General features: G+C 70.0%; 19 protein-coding genes. 9 read left to right on the top strand and 10 right to left on the bottom strand.

The genetic code is table 11. The features are described from left to right. Positions 1-73 precede the first annotated feature (73 nt). Complete coding sequence (locus tag HNP51_RS11920) at positions 74-517, bottom strand: surface-adhesin E family protein (RefSeq protein ID WP_184269214.1); 444 nt, start codon at positions 515-517, stop codon at positions 74-76. Positions 518-619: 102 nt separating this feature from the next. On the opposite strand from HNP51_RS11920, the gene HNP51_RS11915 reads away from it, so the two are divergent. After that, positions 620-1498, top strand: a complete 879-nt coding sequence (locus HNP51_RS11915) for an alpha/beta fold hydrolase (RefSeq protein ID WP_184269216.1) — start codon at positions 620-622, stop codon at positions 1496-1498. A 4-nt stretch (positions 1499-1502) separates the two neighbouring features. Here the strand turns inward: HNP51_RS11915 and HNP51_RS11910 are convergent, their stop codons facing one another. Together HNP51_RS11910 and recQ are read right to left on the bottom strand one after the other, a co-directional pair. Further along, positions 1503-3020, bottom strand: coding sequence for a S41 family peptidase (locus HNP51_RS11910; protein ID WP_184269218.1), 1518 nt, complete (start codon positions 3018-3020; stop codon positions 1503-1505). Positions 3021-3106: 86 nt separating this feature from the next. Beyond that, positions 3107-4981, bottom strand: a complete 1875-nt coding sequence (recQ, locus tag HNP51_RS11905) for a DNA helicase RecQ (RefSeq protein ID WP_184269220.1) — start codon at positions 4979-4981, stop codon at positions 3107-3109. 202 nt (positions 4982-5183) lie between these two features. Between recQ and HNP51_RS11900 the strand changes: the two genes are divergently transcribed. The 8 genes from HNP51_RS11900 (at position 5184) to HNP51_RS11865 (ending at position 12412) form a co-directional block, all read left to right on the top strand. Continuing rightward, the gene (locus tag HNP51_RS11900; protein ID WP_184269222.1) at positions 5184-6083 is read left to right on the top strand and encodes a class I SAM-dependent methyltransferase; all 900 of its coding nucleotides are present in this window, start codon (positions 5184-5186) and stop codon (positions 6081-6083) included. Between the two features lie 68 nt (positions 6084-6151). After that, positions 6152-6841, top strand: a complete 690-nt coding sequence (locus HNP51_RS11895) for a pseudouridine synthase (protein WP_184269224.1) — start codon at positions 6152-6154, stop codon at positions 6839-6841. A gap of 167 nt (positions 6842-7008) precedes the next feature. Beyond that, on the top strand, positions 7009-7647 hold the full coding sequence (locus HNP51_RS11890; protein ID WP_184269226.1) for a phosphoribosylanthranilate isomerase: 639 nt from the start codon (positions 7009-7011) through the stop codon (positions 7645-7647). 32 nt (positions 7648-7679) lie between these two features. Continuing rightward, positions 7680-8894 carry a tryptophan synthase subunit beta gene (trpB, locus tag HNP51_RS11885; RefSeq protein ID WP_184269228.1) on the top strand — a complete coding sequence of 405 codons (1215 nt, stop codon included), beginning with the start codon at positions 7680-7682 and terminating at the stop codon, positions 8892-8894. 2 nt (positions 8895-8896) lie between these two features. Beyond that, the gene (locus HNP51_RS11880) at positions 8897-9373 is read left to right on the top strand and encodes a hypothetical protein (RefSeq protein ID WP_184269230.1); all 477 of its coding nucleotides are present in this window, start codon (positions 8897-8899) and stop codon (positions 9371-9373) included. Then, positions 9370-10227, top strand: coding sequence for a tryptophan synthase subunit alpha (trpA, locus tag HNP51_RS11875; protein WP_184269232.1), 858 nt, complete (start codon positions 9370-9372; stop codon positions 10225-10227). The genes HNP51_RS11880 and trpA overlap by 4 nt, the downstream gene beginning before the upstream one ends. 10 nt (positions 10228-10237) lie before the next feature. Beyond that, entirely contained in the window at positions 10238-11128 is an 891-nt protein-coding gene (locus HNP51_RS11870) for an acetyl-CoA carboxylase carboxyltransferase subunit beta (protein WP_184269234.1), read from the top strand. Between the two features lie 9 nt (positions 11129-11137). Beyond that, positions 11138-12412 carry a folylpolyglutamate synthase/dihydrofolate synthase family protein gene (locus HNP51_RS11865; protein ID WP_184269236.1) on the top strand — a complete coding sequence of 425 codons (1275 nt, stop codon included), beginning with the start codon at positions 11138-11140 and terminating at the stop codon, positions 12410-12412. Between the two features lie 174 nt (positions 12413-12586). On the opposite strand, the gene trxA is transcribed toward HNP51_RS11865, so the two are convergent. The 7 genes from trxA to HNP51_RS11830 all read right to left on the bottom strand — a co-directional run bounded on the left by trxA (position 12587) and on the right by HNP51_RS11830 (position 22665). After that, positions 12587-12919 (bottom strand): thioredoxin TrxA, encoded by a 333-nt coding sequence (gene trxA, locus HNP51_RS11860; RefSeq protein WP_114816818.1) that lies wholly within the window; start codon positions 12917-12919, stop codon positions 12587-12589. A 128-nt stretch (positions 12920-13047) separates the two neighbouring features. After that, on the bottom strand, positions 13048-16488 hold the full coding sequence (addA, locus tag HNP51_RS11855; RefSeq protein ID WP_260398413.1) for a double-strand break repair helicase AddA: 3441 nt from the start codon (positions 16486-16488) through the stop codon (positions 13048-13050). Next, the gene (gene addB, locus HNP51_RS11850) at positions 16485-19562 is read right to left on the bottom strand and encodes a double-strand break repair protein AddB (protein WP_184269238.1); all 3078 of its coding nucleotides are present in this window, start codon (positions 19560-19562) and stop codon (positions 16485-16487) included. The genes addA and addB overlap by 4 nt, the downstream gene beginning before the upstream one ends. A gap of 2 nt (positions 19563-19564) precedes the next feature. Beyond that, entirely contained in the window at positions 19565-20257 is a 693-nt protein-coding gene (murU, locus tag HNP51_RS11845) for an N-acetylmuramate alpha-1-phosphate uridylyltransferase MurU (RefSeq protein ID WP_184270477.1), read from the bottom strand. Positions 20258-20286: 29 nt separating this feature from the next. Further along, a complete protein-coding gene (gene amgK / locus HNP51_RS11840) occupies positions 20287-21375 on the bottom strand; it encodes an N-acetylmuramate/N-acetylglucosamine kinase AmgK (protein ID WP_184269240.1) in 1089 nt (362 codons plus the stop codon). Further along, positions 21368-21829, bottom strand: coding sequence for a tRNA (adenosine(37)-N6)-threonylcarbamoyltransferase complex ATPase subunit type 1 TsaE (tsaE, locus tag HNP51_RS11835; RefSeq protein WP_184269242.1), 462 nt, complete (start codon positions 21827-21829; stop codon positions 21368-21370). Before tsaE ends, amgK begins: the two co-directional genes overlap by 8 nt. Next, positions 21826-22665: a GNAT family N-acetyltransferase gene (locus tag HNP51_RS11830; RefSeq protein WP_184269244.1), complete on the bottom strand. Its 840-nt coding sequence runs from the start codon at positions 22663-22665 to the stop codon at positions 21826-21828. Before HNP51_RS11830 ends, tsaE begins: the two co-directional genes overlap by 4 nt. Between the last annotated feature and the right edge of the window lie 35 nt (positions 22666-22700).

Genomic DNA, 22700 nt, shown 5'->3' with positions numbered 1-22700 from the left:
TCAGGCGCTGAAAATGAAACGGCCGCCCCAGGGATGGGGCGGCCGTTTTGCTGTGCGGCGGTGATCGCGTGAACTATTTGCCGCGACCGTTGTCGATATAGGCCTTGATGGAAGCGGCGTTGGGTCCGTCCGCTCGCGCGCCGTCGCATACGATGGGTTGGAAATAGGCGCTAAGGCTGTTCGGGCGAATGTCGTCCCAGGCGGCGTCGGCTTCAGGATAGCGCCCCACCTCGGCGCCGTCGGGCCCGAACTCGATCTCGGCCAGGAAACGGGCCTGTTTGGCGCTGCAGCGTATCTCGTACTCGTCGATATTGTGGCTGTAGTCGCCGACAGGCGTCTGCAAGGGCACGCGGGCGACGCGGATGCTGGTCGTGTCGCCGACGGTCGCGATCCCGCCGACATCGACCAGATAGACCAGTCGGGCGTTGCGGGAAAAGGCGTTCCATTCCTCAGCGGATGCAGCGCCCGCAGATAGGGCGGCAGCGGCGAGAATGGCGGTCAATAGAATTGGCTTCATCGGATCCTCCCCAGGATCGGGCGAGTTCACACCCGAAACGTTGCGATTTCAACTGGCTCTTTATGCCGACTATTCGCCGCGATCCATCAATAGGCTGACCCCATGACACGCATTCTTCTGAGCCTGCTGTTTCTGCTCTCGACCCCTATGGTCGCGCTGGCGGCCGGTCCTGCCGCCTTTCAGTCCGATCGCATCGTAGTCGAAGTGCGCGGCGCGGGGCCGGATATCATCCTGATCCCGGGGCTGGCCTCGACCTCGGCCGTATGGAAGCGCACGGCCGAGGCCCTGGACGACCGCTATCGGGTGCACCTGGTGACGGTGCGCGGCTTTGGCGATGTGCCGGCGGGCGGCAACGGCGACGGTCTGGTAGGCGGCCCGGCGGCGGCGGAGATCCGACGCTATATGGCTCTGCAGCAACTGGAGCGGCCCGCCCTGATCGGGCATTCGATGGGGGGGCAGATCGCCCTGCGGGTTGCTGCTGATGCGGGACCGCGCGTGGGCCGGGTCATGGTGGTGGACGCCTCGCCCTTCTTTCCGTCGCTGATCAGCGCGGGCGCGACGACGGGGGACGTCGAGCCCTTGGCGCGGCTGGCGTATCAAGGCCTGCTGCTGTTTGGCGACGAGGCGCTGAAGACCCAGGCGAAGGACATGGGGGCAGACATGGGCGGCGCCGCCGACAGCCTGTTCAACACCTTTCCATGGCAGGGCGGCGACCGGCGCACCCTGGCCCAGGGGCTGTATGAGGTGATGACAGTGGACCTGCGGGCGCGGCTGCCCGCGATCACCGCCCCCGTCACCGTGGTCTATGGCTGGAGCGCCGACGACCGCAGCCCGCGCAGCCAGATCGACGGCCTGTTCCGCGCCGGCTACCGCGCGCTGCGCGCGCCCGCCGCCTTCGAGCGGATCGAAGGCGCCGAGCACATGGTCATGATCGACCAGCCGCGCCGTTTCCAGGCGGCGGTCGAACGCTTCCTGCGCTGAGGCCTCAGCCCGGCTGCAGCCGACGGATCGCGGCGAGCAGGGCCGCGTCGTCGCTCATGTCGCCTTCGATGCCATATTGGGGGCGCTGCGGCTCGTTGTTGCCGCGCGCGCGACCGCGATAGACCTTCATCGGCACGGCGATCTGGGCCAGGCCACTGGGCAGGATGGGTTCGCGGATCTCCATATAGACGGTGTCGGCCGAGGTCTCGCGCCCGATCTGGACGGCGCCTACGGTCTTCCACAAATCGACGGCGTCCAGACAGGCCGAGCCGCAACTGGAGTCGGTCAGGACATAGACCCTGCCGGCCATCAGTTGCGGCCCAGAGGCTGTCGGGGCGGGCGCGGCGGCCCTGGTCTTCTCCTCGTCGGCTTCGCGCCAGTAGACCTGGCCCGCCGCCTGAGCGGCCTTCATCCCGGTCACGGCCCGATCGGCCCAGTCAATCAGTTCCGGCTGGCCATGGGTCGAGCGAAGCTGGTCGAGGAAGGTCGACATATCGGTGAGATTGTCGTCGGACGCGCGCCAGTCCACCGCTTCGCTCGTCGGCAGGGGATGGGCCTGTATCCAGTCCGGGCCCCACAGAATGCGGGCCATGTCGTCGCTCCAGTGCGAGGAGCCGCCGCCGTTGCCGCGCAGGTCCAGCACCACATAGGGGGCGGCGCGCAGGGCATCCTGCTTGGCCTTCATGTCTGCGACCAGGGCAGTCAGTTCGGCGTAGGCCTCCCCGGAGGGATCGCCGTTGAACGTGGGCGTCGAGATCCAGAAGCCGCCGTCGTCGAAGTGCTTGAGGGCGAAGTCGGGACGGACGCTCTGCATCAGCTTGGTGCGGCGCTCATTCAGATCGTCGGGCGTGGCGCGCCAGTTGAGGACGTAGGTCCGGGTGGCGCCCTCGGCCTCGAAGCGGCAGGATTTTATCTCTGACTGCCAGGGATTGGAGGCCCCCAGGAACATCCAGTCGCCGAAGCGCGTCTTGACCGCCTCCAGGAACCAGCGACCCCGGAACTGGCCGATGCGCCGTTCGGCCAGGGTCGCGGCGTCCACGCCGTCGCAGTCGATCAGCCGGGCGCCTAGCGGCGGGGCGGCGGAGTCGGCGTCATCGCGGTCCGCCACCACCTCGTCGGCGCCGCGATAGACGGTCAGGAAGCCGGGCCAGCGAGTCGGGAAGCCGAAGTCCCTCTGGGTCATGCCGATCTGGACATGGCCGTCTTCGAAGCTGGCGACATAGGCGCGCAGCGCCCACCACCAGCCGCCGGCGTCCGTGGTCGTCTTCGCCCGCTCCAGCGCCGTGGCAAGGCCTTGATCGAGGCGGGCGCGGAACGCAGAATTGAGGGGGGCGTGCACGCCGGGGTGGCTGTCGATCATGATGGCGTGCAGGGCGGTCGCGTCCTGAACCAGGGTCGCGGACCAGTCGCGCGGCTGGTCCATCGGCTTGGGGCCTTCGGCCGCCGGCGCCTCTTGGGCCAGAGCCTGCGCTGAGCCCATCATCGCCAGACAGGCGACGCCCGCCGTCAGAAACCGCTCCATGTTCAATCTCCCCACCCGGTGCAGGGACATGACATCGCAGGGCGGCGCGGGGGCTTCCAGTTACGCTTTGGTCATTAGAGCGCGGATCAGTCGGCCGAGGCCAGGGCCTCCAGCACGCCCTTGCCGTAGCGTTCCAGCTTGCCGGCGCCGACGCCGGAGATGCGGCCCAGGGCGTCGAGGTTGCGCGGCTCGCTGAGGGCGATCTCGACCAGGGTCTTGTCCTGGAAGATGACATAGGGCGGGACGTGCTGTTCGGCGGCGCGGTCGCGGCGCCAGGCGCGCAGGACCTCGAAGCGGGCGCGGACGTCCGTGTCCAGCGCCTCGGCGGCCAGGTTGCGGCCGGCGTTGCGGCGCGGGCGTTCCGCCTCGACCACACGGACGGGCGCCTTGCGCACCTGAATGGGGCGCTCGCCGCGATAGACGGCGCGGACGGACTCAGAGTCGCCCAGTTGGATGATGGGCTTGCCCTCGTTCGGGTCCTCGACCAGCAGGCCCTCGAACAGCAGGTGGTCGATGACGTCGCGCCAGGCGGTCAGCGACAGGTCGGCGCCTATGCCCCAGGTGGACAGGTTCGCCTCCCAGTTCTGGACATCCTTGGTCTTGCCCAGCAGGTGATCGACGACGCGGGTCCGACCGAAGCGTTCGCCGAGGCGCTGCACCGCCGCGAGCGCCTTTTGCGCGGGGACCACGGCGTCGAACGTCGCCGGCGGATCGCCGCAGATGTCGCAGACACCGCAGGGTTGGGCGTCGGTCTCGCCGAAGTAGCGGCGCACGGCCTGGGGCCGGCAGACGGCGCCGTCCAGCATGGCGAACAGCTGGCGCACCTTGCGAGTCTGGACCTGTTTGACCTCCTCGGCCATGGGGCGGCCTTCGAGGCGACGCAGGGACCAGGCGATGTCGGAGGGACCGTACAGCGTGATGCCTTCGGCCGGTTCGCCGTCGCGTCCGGCGCGGCCGATCTCCTGCCAGTAGGCTTCCAGCGAACCGGGCGGATCGGCGTGGATGACGAAGCGGACGTCGGGCTTGTCCACCCCCATGCCGAAGGCGATGGTGGCGACCATGACGGCGCCGTCCTCGGCGAGGAAACGCTCCAGCCGCCTGTCGCGGTCCTTGGCGTCGAAACCGGCGTGATAGGCGATGGCGTTGGTGCCAGCGTCGCGCAGGGTCTGGGCCACCCGCTCGCAGCCGTCGCGGCTGCCGCAATAGACCACGCCGGACTTGCCCCGGCGCTCGCGCACCAGCTCGACCACGGCGGCGTCGGTGCGGGCGCGGCTGCCGTTGATCTTGCGCTCGGCGGAGAGCTGCAGATTGGGGCGGGCGAAGCTGTCGACGAAGACGCGGGCCTCGCCCAGGCGCAGCGAGGCCAGGATGTCTTCGCGGGTGCGGGCGTCGGCGGTGGCGGTGACGGCGATGCGCGGGACGCCGGGGAATATCTCGGCCAGACGGCCCAGCGAGCGATAGTCGGGGCGGAAGTCGTGGCCCCACTGAGAGACACAGTGGGCCTCGTCGATGGCGATCAGGCTGAGGTCGATGTCGGACAGGCGTTCCAGCATGGAGCCGGCGGCCAGGCCTTCGGGCGAGACGTAAAGCAGGTCCAGCTCGCCCGAGCGGGCGGCGCGCCAGATGGCGGAACGCTCCTCCATCGAAACGCCGGAATCGAGGCGGGCGGCGGCCACGCCCTGTTGTTTCAGGGCCTCGACCTGATCGGTCATCAGGGCGATCAGCGGCGACACCACCAGACCGACGCCGAAGCGCAGGATGGCGGGGATCTGATAGCAGACGCTCTTGCCGCCGCCGGTGGGCAGGACGGCCATGACGTCGCGCCCGGCCAGAACCTCGGCCACGACCTGGGATTGCAGCCCGCGAAAATCAGCGTGGCCCCAGACCCGGCCCAGAACCTCGCGCGCGGCGCTCAGGTCAAGCGGGGCGGGGGATGAGGAACGGCGGGGGTCAGCGAGCATCGGCGGGTTGTGCCTGATCCGTTCCGGGGTGTCACCCGCTTCTCCTCCCTGTTGCGCAGCAATGGGGAGGTGGCGCGGACGCGCAGCGGCCTGACGGAGGGGGCGACTCGAGGTCTGACGGCTGTTCCGCCCCCTCCACCACTTCGTGGTCCCCCTCCCCATTCGCTTCGCGAACAGGGAGGAAAGCGTTATAGCGCCGCCCATGACCACCATTCTCTATGGCCGCCCGCCGGCGGTGTTCGACGTTCCGACCGGGGCCCAGCAGACCTCGCCCCTGATCCCCGGTTCGACCGCGCTGGAAGACCTTGCGCCGGGATCGGTGGACGAGGCGATGATCTATGCCCCGCCGGGCGTCGTGGAGCGTCGCTATACCCTGGCCATGGCGCTGAGAGCGCTGAAGGTCGGCGGGCGCCTCGACGTCATGGCGCACAAGAGCAAGGGCGGCTCGCGTCTGGGCAAGGAGCTGAAGGACTTCGGTCTGGAGGTCGGCGAGACGGCCAAGGCCCACCATCGCCGCTGCATCGTCACGCGGCCCGAGACCATTGAAGGTCTGGATGCGGCGATTGCGGCGGGCAGCCTGAAGCAGGTTGAGGGTCTGGACGCCTGGTCGCAGCCGGGCGTCTTCGCCTGGGACCGCGTCGATCCGGGCACGGCCCTGCTGGCCGGGGTCATGCCGCCGCTGAAGGGGGCGGGCGCCGATCTGGGCTGCGGCTTCGGCGCCCTGTCGCTGGTGGCGCTGCGGTCGCCGGCGGTGACATCCTTGCGTCTGATCGACATCGACCGGCGCGCCATCGCAGCGGCTAGGAAGAATGTCGAGGACCCGCGCGTCGCCTTTGAATGGGCCGACGTGCGCACCCTGCCGACCGAGGGCGAGCTGAACTTCATCGTCAGCAATCCGCCCTTCCACGACGGCGGCACCGAGGATCGGCGTCTGGGCCAGAACTTCATCCGTCAGGCGGCGGCCCTGCTGAAAACCGGCGGCGTGCTGTGGCTGGTGGCCAACCGGCACCTGCCCTACGAGGCCGAACTGAACGCGGCCTTCAAGCGGGTGAAGCCGCTGCTCGACAAGGGCGGGTACAAGATCTTTGAGGCGGTGAAGTGAACACGTCCTCAAGTAGCCCGAAGGGCGGTAGGACCCCAACAAGTAGAGTCGACAAGCTGCTCGGCTCCATGGGCTACGGCTCGCGGGCCGAGATGGCGCGGATGGGCAAGGCGGGCGGCATCGTGCTGGACGGCGCCGACCTGACCGACGTGTCCAAGCGCATCCCGGTGACGCCCGATCTGCCGAGCCGGATGGAGATCGACGGCGAGCCGCTGGACCCGGTTCCGGGTCTGGTCATGCTTCTGAACAAGCCGCTGGGCATGACCTGTTCGCGCAAGGAAGACGGGGCGCTGGTCTATGACATCCTGCCGGATCGGTGGAAGCGGCGCGACCCGGCCATCTCGACCATCGGGCGGCTGGACAAGCAGACCACGGGCCTGCTGCTGCTGACCGACGACGGCGACCTGCTGCACCGGGTGATCTCGCCCAAGCGCCATGTGGCCAAGGTCTATCGCGCGACGCTGGCGCGGCCGCTGAGCGGAACGGAAGGCGCGCTGTTCGCCTCGGGCGAGCTGGTGCTGGAGAACGAGGACAAGCCGCTGTCGCCGGCCATCCTCGAAGTGGTGTCGCCCACGGAAGCCCTGCTGACGGTGACGGAAGGGCGCTATCATCAGGTGCGCCGGATGTTTGCGGCGACGGGCAACCACGTCGAGGCTCTGCACCGCGAGCGGCTGGGCGGGTTGGTTCTGCCGGATGATCTGGGGCCGGGGGAGTGGCGGCTGCTGGCGCCGGAAGAGATCGAGCTGATCTTCGCCTGAAGCCAAGGTCGTCATCCCGGCCGAAGCGTCAGCGGAGAGCCGGGACCGCCCAGGACGCCGCCGTCAGCGCTTCCTGCGGTCCCGGATAGCGGCTGCGCCGCTTCCGGGATGACGAAGAGGGGAGGGCGACGCTTGACCTCTTGGCCTCGCTCGCGCACCTCCCTCACATGACCTTGGCCAAGATCTGCGGACTGACGACGCCCGAGACGCTGGATGCAGCCTTGCACGGCGGCGCGGCCTTTGTCGGGGCGGTGGTGTTTGAAAAGAGCCCGCGCCATATCCCGCCGCTGCACGCCGCCACCCTGTTCGACCGGGCGCGGGGCAAGGCGAAGATCGTCGCCGTGCTGGTTGATCCTGACGACGCCCTGCTGACCGAGGTGGGACTGATCCTGCGGCCCGACCTGATCCAGCTGCATGGGCATGAGACGCCGCAGCGCGCCGCCGAGGTGCGGCGGCTGACCGGGGCGGGGATCATCAAGGCTCTGCCGATCCGCACCGAGGCCGACTTCGCGTCTGTGCCGGAGTGGGCCGATGTGGCGGACCATCTGCTGTTCGACGCCAAGCCGCCTGAAGGCTCCAGCCTGCCCGGCGGGGTCGGGGCCTCGTTCGATTGGTCGTTGATGCAAAACCGCGCCCTGCCGGCATGCTGGTTCCTCGCAGGCGGGCTGGAGCCGCAAAATATCACCGAGGCCGTGCGGATTTCGGGGGCGCCCTTGGTCGATGTCTCCTCTGGCGTCGAAAGCGCGCCGGGTGTTAAGGACCCTGACCTGATCCACGCCTTCCTCGAGGCCGTATCCCGGTCCTGATTTCGTCGCCTTCTCGCGAAAGACTGCCGCTCGTGAACGCAATTATCCCGAACTCCTACGCCTGGCCTGACGCCGAGGGCCGCTTCGGTCCCTATGGCGGCCGCTTCGTGCCCGAAACCCTGATGCCGCTGATCCATGAGCTTCAGGCGGCCTATGAGGCGGCCAAGGCCGATCCGAGCTTCCAGGCCGAGCTGGACGATTTCCTGACCCACTATGTCGGTCGCGAAAGCCCGCTCTATTTCGCCGAGCGGCTGACCGATCATTTCGGCGGGGCCAAGATCTGGCTGAAGCGCGAGGACCTGAACCACACGGGCGCGCACAAGATCAACAACTGTATGGGCCAGATCCTGCTGGCCCGTCGCATGGGCAAGACGCGGATCATCGCCGAGACCGGCGCCGGTCAGCACGGCGTGGCCTCGGCCACCGTCTGCGCCCGCTTCGGCCTGCCGTGCACGGTCTATATGGGCGCGGTGGACGTCGAGCGTCAGCAGCCCAACGTCTTCCGCATGAAGCTGATGGGGGCCGAGGTGGCGGCCGTCACCGCCGGGGCGGCGACGCTGAAGGACGCCATGAACGAGGCGATGCGCGACTGGGTCACCAACGTCGAGGACACCTATTACATCATCGGCACGGCGGCGGGCCCGGCCCCCTATCCGGCCATGGTGCGCGACTTCCAGTCGGTGATCGGCCGCGAGATCAAGCGCCAGTCGCTGGATCGGATCGGGCGCCTGCCTGACGCCGTGGTGGCCTGCATAGGCGGCGGCTCCAACGCCATCGGCGCCTTCCACCCCTTCGTCGACGACGCCGAGGTGCGCCTGATCGGCGTCGAGGCGGCGGGCCATGGTCTGGACACCCCCGAACACGCCGCCAGTCTGAAGGGCGGCCGTCCCGGCGTGCTGCACGGCAACCGCACCTATCTGTTGCAGGATGCGGACGGCCAGATCCTGGAGGGCCACTCCATCTCGGCCGGTCTGGACTATCCGGGCATCGGGCCGGAGCACGCCTGGCTGAACGACCTGGGCCGCGGGGAATATCTGTCGGCCACCGACGACGAGGCGCTGGACGCCTTCCAGATGCTGTCCAAGCTGGAGGGCATCATCCCGGCGCTGGAGCCTTCGCACGCCCTGGCGCGCATCGGCGAGATCGCCAGGGATGTGGGTCAGGGCGGCGACGTCGTCCTGGTCCTGTCGGGCCGCGGCGACAAGGACATTTTCACCGTAGCCAAGCATCTGGGCGTGGAGCTTTGAGCATGAAGACCCTTATGATCGCGGCCCTGGCCGCCGCCGTGTCGCCGACCCTGACGATGGCCAAGACCCAGGCGGCGCCCGCCGCTCCAGCCGCTCAGCCTGCGGCGCCCGGTCCGCAGGGCGCGCCCGCCGCGGATACGCCGCTGTTGGGGGCGGCCAAGGCCGCGCCGGACTGCGGCAATCTGCATGGGCTGAACGGTCGCGCCTTCTGCGTCACCGCCCCGCTCGCCAGCGTCGGCGCCCTGGCCGAAACCTATATCGCCCACTTCGAAAGCCAGGGCTGGTTGCCGGCGGGCGGCGACAACAACCGCGTCGTTCTGATCAAGCGCAAGGACGGCGGGATCTGCGACGGTCTGCAGATGGTGGCCTTCTACGACACCGCCGGCCCTTCCGCGCCGGAATCGCCGGGGTATCTCGGCTTCGCCACCATCCCCGGCAATGTCTGCGCCGCCGAGCCCGCGGGAGCGACGCCCCAGTGACGACGACCCGTATCGACGCCCGTTTCGCCGCGCTGAAGGCTGAAGGCCGGGCCGGCTTCATTCCCTACGTCATGACCGGCGATCCCAGCCGGGAAGAGGCGCTGGAGATCCTGCGCGGCCTGCCCGCCGCCGGGGCCGATCTGATCGAACTGGGCCTGGCCTTCTCGGACCCCATGGCCGAGGGACCGCCGATCCAGCGCGCGGCGCTGCGGGGGCTGGCGGCGGGAATGACCCTGCGCGGCACGCTGGATCTGGTGGCGGACTTCCGTAAAGGCGACGACGCCACCCCGGTGATCCTGATGGGCTATCTGAACCCGGTTGAGAGCTACGGCTACGAGGCCTTCGCGCGTGACGCCGCCGAGGCAGGCGTGGACGGCCTGATCGTGGTCGATTGCCCGCCGGAAGAGGCCGGGCCTCTGGCGACGGCGCTGGATGCGGCCGAGGTGTCGCTGATCCGTCTGGCCACGCCGACCTCGGACGACGACCGGCTGAAGGTCATCGCGCGCGGCACCTCGGGCTTTGTCTATTACGTCTCGGTAGCGGGCGTGACGGGCGTCAAGGAGGCGCAGGCCGCTTCCGTCGCCCCCGCTGCGGAGCGAGTCCGCAAGGCCGCCAACCTGCCGGTCGCCGTCGGCTTCGGCGTCAAGACGCCCGAGCGCGCCGCCGAGATCGCCCGCGTGGCCGATGCGGTGGTGGCCGGGTCAGTCTTCGTCGATGAAGTCGCCGGCGCTCTCGCAGCGAACGAACCCGTCGTTCCCCGCGTTCTGGCCAAGGTGAAGGCCCTGGCCGATGCGGTGAAAACCGCCAGAACTAGTGCTTCCCCCATTAGTGCTTTCCTTGGGGAAACCGTTTAAAGGCGCGCTCATGGTCGACAAGAATCCTGAGAACAAGCCGCGCGGCGGCTGGCTGTCCCGCTTCGCTCCGGGCGTGCGCAAGATCGTCAGCCGGCGCGACACGCCCGACAACCTGTGGGTCAAGGACCCGGACAGCGGCGAGATGCTGTTCCGCACGGACCTGGAGGCGGCCCTGTGGGTCACGCCGTCGGGGCGTCATATGCGGATCAATGCGCCGACGCGTCTGAAGGCCACTTTCGACGACGGCGCGTTCGAAAGTATCGACACCCCGGACGTGCCGGAAGACCCGCTGAAGTTCTCGGACGGCAAGCCCTACAAGGACCGCCTGAACGCGGCGCGTAAGGCGGCGGGCCGCAAGGACACGATGGCGATTGGTTTCGGCAAGATCGACGGCGTGGCCGCGGTCGTCATCGTGCAGGACTTCACCTTCATGGGCGGGTCGCTGGGCATGGCGGCGGGCGAGGCCTTCATCGCCGCCGCGCGTGAAGCCGTGAAGCGCGGCGTGCCCTTCATCTGCTTCACCGCCGCCGGCGGCGCGCGGATGCAGGAAGGCGCGCTGAGCCTGATGCAGATGGCCCGCACCACCCTGGCGGTGCAGGAGGTGAAGGCGGCGCAGCTGCCCTATATCGTGGTCCTGACCGACCCGACTACGGGGGGCGTGACCGCCTCCTACGCTATGCTGGGCGACGTCCACCTGGCTGAACCGGGCGCCCTGATCGGCTTCGCCGGTCCGCGCGTGATCGAGACCACCATCCGTGAGAAACTGCCGCCGGGCTTCCAGCGCGCCGAGTATCTGCAAGGCAAGGGCATGGTCGACAAGGTCGTGGCGCGCGGCGACCTGCCGACGACCCTGGGCCAGATCATGTCCATGCTGATGGGCGGCAAGCGCAAGGCGGCCTAAAGCCACCCGATGGACCCGATTTCCCAGCGTCTTCTGGCCCGCCATCCGCAGCGCATCGACTTGTCGCTGGACCGGATGCGGGCGCTTTGCGCGACGCTGGGAAATCCTCAGAACAAGCTGCCGCCGGTGGTTCATGTCGCCGGGACCAACGGCAAGGGCTCGACCGTGGCCCTGATCCGGGCCATCGCCGAGGCAGCGGGTCTGCGGGTCCACGCCTATACCTCGCCACATCTGGTGCGCTTCAACGAGCGCATTCGGCTGGCGGGAACCCTGATCAGCGACGAGGCCTTGAACGCCATCCTCGATCGCATCGAAGCGGTGTCGGGCGAGGCCACCGTGTTCGAGAGCACGACCGCCGCCGCCTTCCTCGCCATGAGCGAGACGCCGGCTGATTTGGCCATTGTCGAGGTGGGGCTGGGCGGCTCGCTGGACGCCACCAATGTCATCGACCGACCCCTGTTGAGCGTCATCACCCCCGTCGATCTGGATCACGCCGAATTCCTGGGCGACAAGATCGAGGGCGTCGCCGCGGAGAAGGCGGGCATCCTCAAGGCCGGGGCGCGGGGGGTCATCGCCCGTCAGTCCGAGGCGGTCATGGCGGTGATCGAACGCCGCGCCGCCGAGGTGAACTCGCCCCTGACCGTCATGGGCGTGGATTTCGACGCCTGGGCCGAGCGCGGCGGTCTGGTCTATCAGGATCAGGAGCGCTTCCTCGACCTGCCGGCCCCGGCGCTGAGCGGCCCGCATCAGTTCGACAACGCCGGCGTGGCCGTGGCGGCGGCGCTGGAACTGGACCTGCCCGAGGCCGCCATCGCGGCGGGGCTGAAGGCCGTGCGCTGGCCCGCGCGGATGCAGCGTCTGACCGCCGGTCCCTATGCTGAAAAAGCGCAGGCGGCGGACGCCGAACTGTGGCTGGACGGCGGGCACAATCCCCACGCCGGACGGGCCATGGCCCGGACCCTGGCCGAGCGCCAGGCAAGGGCGCCGCGCCCCCTGGCCCTGATCGTCGCCATGCTGGCCAACAAGGACGCGGGCGGCTTCTTCGAGGCGCTGAAGGGGCTCGACGCCCAGGTCTTCACCGTGGCCTTCGACGGCGCGGCGGCCGATCCGGCGGCCCTGGCCGCTGTGGCCCAGGGGCGGGGCTTCGGCGCCCTGCCGACAGCCTCGGTGGACGAGGCCCTTGACCGCGCCCTAGCGCTCGGCGCCGGACGCATTGTCATCTGCGGCTCTCTCTATCTGGCCGGAGAAGTGCTGGGCGCCAGTCCCGAGACCTGGCCCACCTAGCTTCTCCCTCCCCTGCATGGGGAGGGTGGTCGCGCAGCGACCGGGTGGGGAGGGCCACCTGCCGCATCCAAACCTCAGACAAGCCAAAGGCGGCGGGCCTTCGCCACGCCGCCCCCACCCGGCCTCGACCCTTCAGGTCTCAGCCACCCTCCCCATGAAGGGGAGGGAGATTTTTTAGTCGGCCTTGACGCCGGCCTCGGCCAGCCATTCGACGATCTTGCCCTTGGGCATGGCGCCGACCTTCATCGAGGCCAGCTGGCCGTCCTTGAATAGCATCAGGGTCGGGATGCCCTTCACGCCCATCTTGGACGGGGTCATGGGGCTGTCGTCGATGTTGATCTTGGCGATCGTCACCTTGCCCGACAGTTCGTCGGCGATCTGTTCCAGGGCCGGGCCGATCTGCTTGCACGGGCCGCACCACTCGGCCCAGAAGTCCACCAGGACGGGGGTCGAGGATTTCAGGACGTCGGCGTCGAAGCTTTCGTCGGTGACTTTGACAGTCGCCATGAATGGCTCTCCTTTTAGGGGTGCTAACGCTCGGCCTGCGGGGCCTCGCTGCTTGAGCACCAAATAAGTGGCGCGCTGAGGATGGGTTCAGCGTTCAGGGGGAGATGTGGGAGCGAATCCCGCACAAATCAACGCGCATTTGAAAGCGCCGCGTCCATCAGGCTCTGCGGCACGGCCATCAGCCTGGGTCCGTCGGTCCAGACCAGGGCCGCCTCGACGGCGCGGTCGGGATAGAGGCGCTTCAGCACGGCGGTATAGATCGCCATTTGCAGCACATAGGCGGGGTCCGCGTCTTCTATCCTGTCCGGGGCTGGGCGGTTGGACTTGAAGTCCACCACCAGCACCCGTTCGGGCGTGACCACCAGCCGGTCGATGCGCCCCGAGATGGAGACGCCGGGGGGCAGGTCGGGTGAGGAGCCGGTCAGGGCGACCTCGGCGCGCGAGCCCTGGCCGAAGACGGGGGCGAACCGCGCATCGTCCAGCACGGCGAAGGCGGCGGCGATCATCTCGGCGCGCTGCTCGTCCGATAGGTCGCGTTCGCGGGCCAGCATCCGCACGGCGGCGTCGGAGCGGTCGATCGGGGAGATGTCGGGCAGACGTTCCAGCAGGCGGTGGATCAGGTCGCCGCGCCGGAAGCGGCCCAGACCGGCGCCGGGGCCTTCGCCACGCGCGAGCGGAGACGGCGCCGGGATGCGCTTCTGCTCCTGCATCTGCGACGGCGAGGCGAAGCGGGCGGCGGCGTCGCGGGCGGGGGTCGTGCGGGTCCAGTCCGGGGCTTCGGGGCGGGCCTCGGCGGCAGCGGTCACGGCGGGCAAGACGTCGAGATCGACGCCGTAGCGGCGGACGTGGTTGTCCAGCGTCCGCACCTCGTCGCCGAGGCGGTTGAAGGTCTCCTCGATCACCGACCACCAGTCGCCGGCTTCAGGGGCCTTCTTGGAACCTCGCCCCATGACGATGACCCGGTCGCGGGCGCGGGTCAGGGCGACGTAGAGCAGGCGCAGGGACTCGTCGCTGACCCGCGCCTCGCGCGCCTCGCGGGCGGCTTTGGAGGCGGCGCAGTCTTCGGTCTTGGAGCCGGGACACATCAGCCAGGCTTCGCCGTCTTCGGTCGCCACCGGCATCAGGGACGGCCCCTGCGCCTTCGCCTTCATGGTGGTGTCGGGCAGGATGACGACGGGCGCCTCCAGCCCCTTGGCGCCGTGGACGGTCATGACGCGGACCTCGCCGCGCGGGCCTTCCAGTTCGCGCTTCACCTCGACGTCGGCGGCTTCCAGCAGGGCTAGGCAGGTTTCCAGATCGGTCCCGCCCCGATTCTCGGCGGCCAGGACCTGATTGAGGGTCTCGTCGATGGCCTCCTCGGCCTCGCGGCCGAGCCGCGTCAGCACGCGGGCGCGGCCCGAGACGCCCGTGTCGTCCACCCGGTTCAGCAGGGTGGAGAAGAAGGCGAAGGGGTCGTGCTCGCGCGCCGCGCGCGCGGTCAGGCACAGCTCCAGCGCCCGGCGCCATTCGGGACGTTCGTCGGCGCGGGCTTTCAGTTCGCGCCACAGGCCCTGACGCTTCTCGCGCCCGGCCAGGCCATAGAGCGAGGCCTCGTCCACGTCGCAGAAGGGGCTGCGCAGCACCTCGGCCAGCGACAGGTCGTCGCCAGGGAAGAGGGCGAAGCGAGCCAGGGCCTTGAGGTCGTCGAAGACGATGTGGCTGGACAGTTTCAGCCGGTCGGCCCCGGCGACAGGGACGCCCGCGCTCTTCAGGGCGCGGATGATCTCTTCGAATGTGGCGTCGCGGCGACGCACCAGAATGAGGAAGTCGCCGTAGCCGCTGGCGCGGGGCTGGCGGGTCGAGCGGTCATAGACCGTGGCGCCGGTTTCGACCTGACGCCTGATCTCCTGAGCCAGGGCGGCGGCCATGCGTTTGCGCGCGCCGGCCACGCCTTCCTGATCGACCGGATCGTCCCAGGCGTCGCGCTCGGGCGGGGCCTCGTCCATGAACAGGGGCCAAAGGTCGACTGAGCCGCGCTGGCCGACGCGGGCGGGCAGGTGGCGGGGGATGTCGCCCGCCTCGCCGACCAGGGCGCGGGTGCGTTCGGGATCGGCGAAGGCGTGATCGACGAAGGCCAGGACGTCCTCGGTCGAGCGGTAGGAGGTCTCCAGCGGCACGCCTTCGAAGGCGGAACCGGAGGCGCGGATCAGGGCGTCATAGGCCTGGGATTCCTGACGCAGCCGTTCCGGCCGGGCACCCTGGAAGGAGTAGATCGACTGCTTCTCGTCACCGACGGCGAAGACGGTGCGGTCGGTCTCTTCGCCCGAGAAGAACTCCCCGGTCAGGGCGCGCATGATGGCCCATTGCTCGGGCGCGGTGTCCTGGGCCTCGTCGATCAGGACGTGGTCGATGCCGCCGTCCAGCTTGTACAGCACCCAGGCCGCGGTCGAACGCGTGGTCAGCAGGTCGACGGTCTTGGCCACCAGGTCCGAGAAGTCCAGCGCCCCCCGCTCGGCCTTGGCGGCCTCGTAGAAGGCGGCGTGGGCGACGGCCAGGGTCAGCAGCTTGATCGTGTCGGCGGCGACCTTGGCGGCGCGCACCACGTCCAGCGTGGCCAGATACTTGTCCTGCAGATCGCTGAGCCAGCCGCCGGCGTCGGGCGGGGCCTGCTTGGTCGCCATCGACTTGCGCGGCGAGCCCGTGCCGGTGAGGAAGACGACGCCGAGGCCGTGGAAGCTCCACTCGTGGTCGAGGGCGTGGATCAGTTCGGCGGCGCGGTCCTTGTCGGTCTTTACCCCGGTCGCCATCAGCTCGGCCATGCGGCGGACCTCGCCCCGGTCCAGCCAGCGGATGAAATCGGCCTCGATCTCGTCGGGCGTCTGATCGGGATCGGCGCCGGTCAAGGCGTGCGGGCCGGGGGCCGAGCCGTCACCGACGCGGGCGACGTAGTCGGTCAGGTCGGCGCGTTTGGCCTCGATCATGGCCAGCAGGCTCTCGAAGCGGCCCCAGTCCAGCTCGACGGCGAAATGGCTGTAGGCCTGGCCCACCGGACCGTCGGGGTCCCGGAGCGCGGCGCGGGCCAGCTCCTCGCGCGCGGCGTGGCTGAGCGCGATGGCGGCCTCGTTCTCCAGCACGCTGAAGCGCGGCGAGACGCCCGCCTCGATGGGGAAGCGGCGCAGCAGCTTTTCGCAGAAGGCGTGGATGGTCTGGATCTTCAGGCCGCCCGGCGTCTCCAGCGCGCGGGCGAACAGGCGACGGGCCTCGGACAGGCGGGCCGGGTTGAGGCCGTCGGGATCGCTGGCGTCCAGCCGGGCCAGTTCGGCCGACAGGGCGGCGTCGTCCATGACCGCCCACTTGCCCAGCGTCTCGAACAGGCGGGCCTGCATCTCGGCGGCGGCGGCCTTGGTGTAGGTCACGCACAGGATGGCCGAGGCCCCGGCCCCGCCCAGCAGCAGGCGCGCCACCCGGCTGACCAGGGTGGTGGTCTTGCCCGAGCCGGCGTTGGCGGTGACGAAGACCGACAGGGCGGGATCGGCGGCGCGGATCTGGGGATCGGGGCGCGCCGCCATGTGCGGAGTGGCGATGTTCATTCGCTGTCGCCTTCTTCGCCGCCGACCACGTGCCATTCCCAGACGCGGGCCAGATGGTCGTAGTTGCCGCCATAGTTGCCCATGAACTGCGGCGCGGCCCAGGAGACGTAGGGGGTGTCGGGGTGGTCGAAGCGGGCCACCCGTTTCTTCAACCCCTCCAGCGCCGCCTCGCCCAGAGCGGCGGCTTCGGGGCCGGAAGCGCGCACCGCGACCTCGCCGGCTTTCTTCCGCCCGACGACGCGGACATAGGTCAGTTCGTCGGCGGGCACGGGACCATTGGTGTCCTTGAAACCGCCGTCGGCCAGGATGGCGGCGGTCAGGGTCAGCTGGGGCGCAAAGCCGGCCTTGATCTGTTTGCCGGAGGGCACGCCGCCGGTCTTGAAGTCCATGATGGCGGCGCCGGTCGCGCCCACCTCGATGCGGTCGGCGTAGGCCTTCATGGTGAAGGGGCCGGCGGGGGCCTCAAACGTCATGGTCCCCTGCTGTTCGATCAGCAGGGTGACGCCGCGCGCCCGGCGCTCGGCCTCGAACCCGGCCAGCCAGCGGGCGCAGTTGCGCGCCAGCGGCGTCTCGCGCGCCATGGCGGCGTCCTCGAAACCGTGGGCGGTCAACTCCTCGATCAGCAGGGCTTCGATCTGGGCCTCGCAGTCGTCGGGCAGAACGTGGGGCCACATCAGGGTCATGCGCTCGATGGCCTTGTGCACCGCATTGCCGCGCGCCATCGCCTCGGCCGAGGCGCCGGGGCGGTCCATGATGTTCAGGCCCAGCACCCACTGGGCGTAGATGGCGTAGGGGTCGCGCACCCAGCGTTCGATGCGGGTGACATAGAGGCTGCGCGGGCGGCGCTCGACCGGGGGGCGCGGCATGGGACGCGGCGCGAAGCGGGCGGCGCCGGGCGGCGGGGCGTCGAGGGCGCGGGTCCAGTCGGCCAGACCCTCGGGGGCCGGGATGGCGACGGGGGTGGCGGGAGCGTCGGCCCCGCGCGTCAGCATTTCCAGGCGCCACAGCCAGCGCGAGCGCACGGCGGGCTGGCCGCCGCGTCGTTCGCAGTGGATCAGGATGGCCTCGTCGGCGCAGGCGGCCTGGACGAAGTCCTGCGCCGTCTGGCCCAGACGCCGCTCGGGCGTGGGCAGGCCGAGCGTCTTCCTCATCGAGCGCGACAGGAAGGGATCGACCGGGGCGGGTCGGGGCCAGACGCCTTCCTCCAGCCCGGCCAGGATCATGCGGTCGGCGCGAGTCAGGCGGGCCTCGATGGCGCCCAGAATGCGCAGACGCGGATGGGTGGCGCCGCCGGTGCGCACCGTCTCCTCGCCCAGCAGACCGGCGATCAGGGCGGCGAAGTCGGCGCGGCTGACGGCGCCCAGGGACCCGCCGCCGTCGATCAGGGCGGACAGCAGCGAGGCGGCGGCCTCGCCGTCCGGTCCGGCCCAGGCGTTCTGACCGGCGAGGGCCTCGATCATGGCGGTCAGGGTGCGGGCGGCGGCGTCGGGGGCTGCAGTGGGTGTGAAGGTGGACAGGGCCTCGGCGGCGAGGGCTTCCAGCCGCGCGGCGAGAGCGCGGGCGCCGGACAGGCGGGCGGCCTTCCATTCGGGCAGGTCTTTACCGCCGCGACCGGGTTCGGCGGCCTTGTTCAGGCGGGTCTGGATCTCGGCCCAGTCGCGCGGACGCGGGCCGCGCAGGGCGTGTTCCTCCAGCGCCGAGGCGGCGACGGGCAAGGGCGTTTCGCCAAGATCGAGCCGGGTCAGGGGGTGCTTGATCAGGGCCAGCAGGGTCTGGGGCTTGAGCGGCGTCTCGATGAAGCGGGCGCAGAGGTCGACCAGAACCCCGGCGCTCATCCGCGACAGGGGGGCGCCGGTCGAGGCGTCGGGGATGATGTTCCAGCGGGCCAGCCGGGCCTCGACGCGGCGCGACAGGTCCAGATCGGGCGTGACCAGGGCGCAGGTCTCGCCGGGCCGTTCCAGGGTCTCGCGCATCAGCAGGGCGATGGCGGTTGCGGCCTCTTCCTCGGCGCGGACGGAGAGGGCGGACAGGCCCTTCAGGCCCTCGTTGATGGGGTCAGCGGCTTGGCCCGCCTCGGCGGCGTCGGCGCGCAGACGGGCGATCTCGGCGCGCCAGTCGTCGGTGGCCTCGGCGGGGCGCAAGGCCTCGTTGATCAGGCGCTGGCGGGCCAGACCGCGCGCCTCGATGCGGGGCTCGACGGCGGGCTTGAACCAGGGGCGGACCTGATCGCGCGAGATGTCGGCGCGCTGCAGCAGGGCCTTCAGCGCGGCCTGCGGATGCTGGTCGTCGATGCGGTCCCAGACGCCGTCGGCCAGGTCGAGGTCGAGGCCGGGCAGGACCACCACGCCCTGCGGCGCGCGGGCCACGGCGGCCAGAACATCGGCGGCGGCGGGGACGGTGCCGGTCGAGCCGGCGGCGATGACGGGTTGCGACGGCGGGCGCGCGTCCCAGGCCTCGGCCAGACGGCGCAGCAGGGCGGCGCGGCGCCAGGCGGAATCGACCAGGCCGAGCGCGGCCAGTCGCCTGGGCCAGGCCTCGACGGCGAGGCCGAGGAAGCGGGCGCTGTCCTGCCAGTGGGCGGCCAGATCCTGTTCCGCCAGCCCGGCGATGCGCGACAGGTCGGAGACTTCCTCCAGCTGGCAGGAATCGAGGAAGCCGCCCAGGGCGTCGGCCATTTCGAGGGCGCGCAGCGGCTTCAGGCCTGGCTCGAACTCCTCGGCGATCATCCGCGCCATCTCGAAACGGCGCGTCAGGGCGGGGATGGCGGGGGGCAGGTCCAGACCCAGTTCGCCAGGGGCGAAGGGCGGTTCGTCCTCCTCCAGATCGCCGAGCGGGCGGACCTGGGGCAACAGGACGGGGCGGTCGCCGGCCAGCTTGCCCAGGGCCGAGGAGAAGGCGCGGGCGGCGCGGCGGTTGGGCAGAAGGATGGTGGCGTCGGTCAGGGTCTCGGGCGTCTGATCGCCCAGCCAGTCCAGCACCCCCGCCGCGAGGTCTTCGAGGAAGGGCCGCCAGGCGGGCACGGCGCGCCAGCGCGGCCCGGTTCCGGCGAACGGATCGAAGCGGCCCCCCGACATGGTCAGTTCTCGTCTTTCAGTCGGGCTTCGGCCTCGTCGCGGGCCTGAGGGTCGCCGACGTGCATCCAGTCGCCGTCCAGCACGCAGCCGAACAGGCGGCCTTGGGCGGCGGAGGCGCGCCACAGGGGGCTGAGCGAGAAGGGGCCGTCGGGACCGGCGTCGGCGTAGTCGGGGCGGGTGATGTGGACGCCCATATAGGCGAAGGGGGCGGATGGGGCCTCGCCCCGGAAGGTCAGGGCGCCGTCATCGCCGAGGAAGAAGTCGCCGCCGCCCTCGAAACCAATCGAGCCTTCGCGCCGGGCTAGCAGCAGGGCGGCGTCCATGCGCTCGGGGTCCCACAGGCGGATCAGGTCGCCGAGCGCGTCGTCCCGGTCGATCCAGACGCTGTCGATGTTGGCCACGAAGACGGGATCGTCGCCCAGCAGGGGTCGGGCCTTCTTCAGCCCGCCGCCGGTTTCCAGCAGTTCGGCGCGCTCGTCGGAGATGACGATGGCGGGACGGGTGCGGGATTTGAGGTGGCCCTCCAGCCGGTCTGCGAACCAGTGGACGTTGACCGCGGCCTTCTCGACACCGGCCTCGGCCAGCCGGTCGAGGACGTGGTCGATCAGGGCGCGGCCGCCGACCTCGACCAGGGCCTTGGGGCGGTCGTTGGTCAGGGGGCGCATCCGCGTGCCGAGCCCGGCGGCGAGGACCATGGCGGTCTTCGGGGCGTTGCTGGGAGCGGTCATCGATGCACATCCTCCGGCACATGGCGGTCCATCCAGCCGGCGACGGCTTCGAGGCCGGGCGCCTTCAGGTTGGCGTTCAGGTGGGCCCACATGCGGGGCATGAAGGCGGCGTATTTGGGCTTGGCGTCGCGGGCGATCAGGCGGGCGAAGATGCCGAGGATGCGCGCCTCGTTCAGAGCCGCCAGACCGGCGTAGGCCGCCATGAAGGCCTCGCGGTCGATCTCGGGACGCAGGGCGAAATAGTGGTCGAGCGCCAGGTCTTCCAGCTCGGGCGAGACGTCGCGGCGGGCGTCCTGCAACAGGGAGTGGAGGTCCCACGACGGGTGGGCCTTCACCGCGTCCTGGAAGTCGATCAGACCGACCGAGGCGGCGCCGGTCTTGCCGTCCAGCCGGATCAGGTTCTCGGCGTGATAGTCGCGGTGGGCCATGACGGTCGCGCCCGCCTCACCCGCCGCCGTGATCGGGGCCCAGACGGCGCGCCATTCGGCGACGGCGTCGTCATTGAAGGCCAGCGAAGGGATCAGTTTCGGCAGCCATTCGACAAACAGGTCGGCCCCGCCCTGCAAAGCCGTCTGGTCATAGGTCAACAGGGGCCAGTCGCCCGCCGCGCCGGTCAGGATATCCGGCGTCGGAGCGGCGTGCAGGACAGCCAGGGCCTCGACAGCGGCGCGATAGAGGGGGGATTCCTCGGCGCCTTCAGAAATCACGTTCGCGAACAGGGCGTCGCCGAAATCCTCGATCACGGCTAGGCCGTTGGGGGCGTCGACGGCGACGATTTCGGGCGCGGACAGGCCCAGCGACTTCAGGTGGGCGGCGACGGCGACGAAGGCCTCGATGCGGCCGGCGGACAGGCGGGCGACGGCGTTCCAGCCGTGGGCGTGGCGCTGTTCAGGCGTCCAGGACGGATCGCAAGGCTGGCTCTCGGCGGCGGGGGCCTGATCCATCAGCATCAGGGTCGCGCCCGAGGCCGTGGTCAGGCGCTCGTAGCGGCGCGTCGAGGCGTCGCCGGGCAGGGGCGCGCGGACGGCCTCGGCCAGACCGGCCGAGCGCAGAAAATCGAGACTGAGGGCTTCGCGGTCAGACATGGACTTCCTTCAGTTTCGCTTCCCACGCCCCTGCGCCAGATACGGTCGCAAGGCGGCCCTCGCCGTCTTCGGCGATGGTGATCGTCAGTCGGTCGGGGCCGAGCATTTGGCCGGGGTCCTCGCCCAGACGTTCGGGCCATTCGATCAGGGCGCAGCCCTCATCCAGGGCTTCGTCCAGACCGATCTCGAAGGCTTCTTCGGGGCGGGTCAGGCGGTAGAGGTCGAAGTGGGCGACGGGCGGATCGCTTTCGTAGAACTGGACCAGGGTGAAGGTGGGGCTGGGCACGTCTTCGTCGGGCGAGGTCAGGGCGCGGATCAGGCCGCGCGCCAAGGTCGACTTGCCCATGCCGAGCGGGCCGTAAAGCAGGACGGATTCGCCGGGCTCCAGCAGGGGGGCGATGGCCTGACCCAGGCGGGTGGTGGCCTCGGCGTCGGGCAATTCAAAGGTGGTCATGCGAACACCGCGTCGGGGTCGGTTGCGAGCACGCGCTCGACAAAGGTCTTCAGCGCCTCGGTGGCGCGGGCGGCGTCGATGTCGAGCCGTTCGGACGGAATCGGATGGCCGACGCTGAGGTCGAAGGCGCGCCCCTGCTTGTTCAGCAGTTCGTGGAAGAGGGTGATGTCGCGCAGTTCCTGGGAGAAGCGGTCGAACAGGTGGAACAGGCGGCTGGTCGGCCCGGCGACATGGATCGGGACCACGGGGGCCGCGTACTTGCGCGCCAGGGAGGCGGCGGTCGCAGCCCATTCGGGATCGGTCAGGCGGCCTTGATCGTCGACGCGGGCCAGGCGTCCGGCGGGGAACATGACGACGCAGCGTTCGGCCTCGAAGGCGTCTTTTGCCGATTGCAGCGTGGCGCGGGTCTTTTCGCGGGTGCGCTTGGCCGTGACCCACTCGACCGGGACCACGGTTTCCGCCAGGCGGGGCGACACCCGCAGGGCGTCGGCGTTGGCGAAGTAGATCAGGTCGTTCCGTACGGTGCGCAGGGCGTCGTGCACGGCCAGGCCGTCGGCGATGCCGGTCGGGTGGTTGCAGATGACCAGGCAGCGGCCCGTGGCCGGCAAGCGGTTCAGGTTCTGCGACTGGACCGTCAGCGCCAGCAGGTCGGAGACATAGTCCAGCGCCTGACGCCCGCCCATCGGGCCGATGGCGTCGGCCATGCGCCGGGCCTTGGCGTAGTCCAGCAGGCCGTAGAGGGCGGGGCGGACCAACGGCCAGGCAGGCGACCGCGTCAGGCGCGGCGCGCGCTCGGCGATCAGCACATCGACGATATGAGGGGAAGCAGGACTCATGCCCCTGCTTGTCGCCGGTCCCGGCGACGGCGGCA

Origin of the sequence: Brevundimonas bullata (genome assembly GCF_014207965.1) — a bacterium.
GTDB classification, from domain to species: domain Bacteria; phylum Pseudomonadota; class Alphaproteobacteria; order Caulobacterales; family Caulobacteraceae; genus Brevundimonas; species Brevundimonas bullata_A.
The sequence above is the reverse complement of the archived record's forward strand: the minus strand, read 5'-3'. Positions and strand labels throughout refer to the sequence as shown.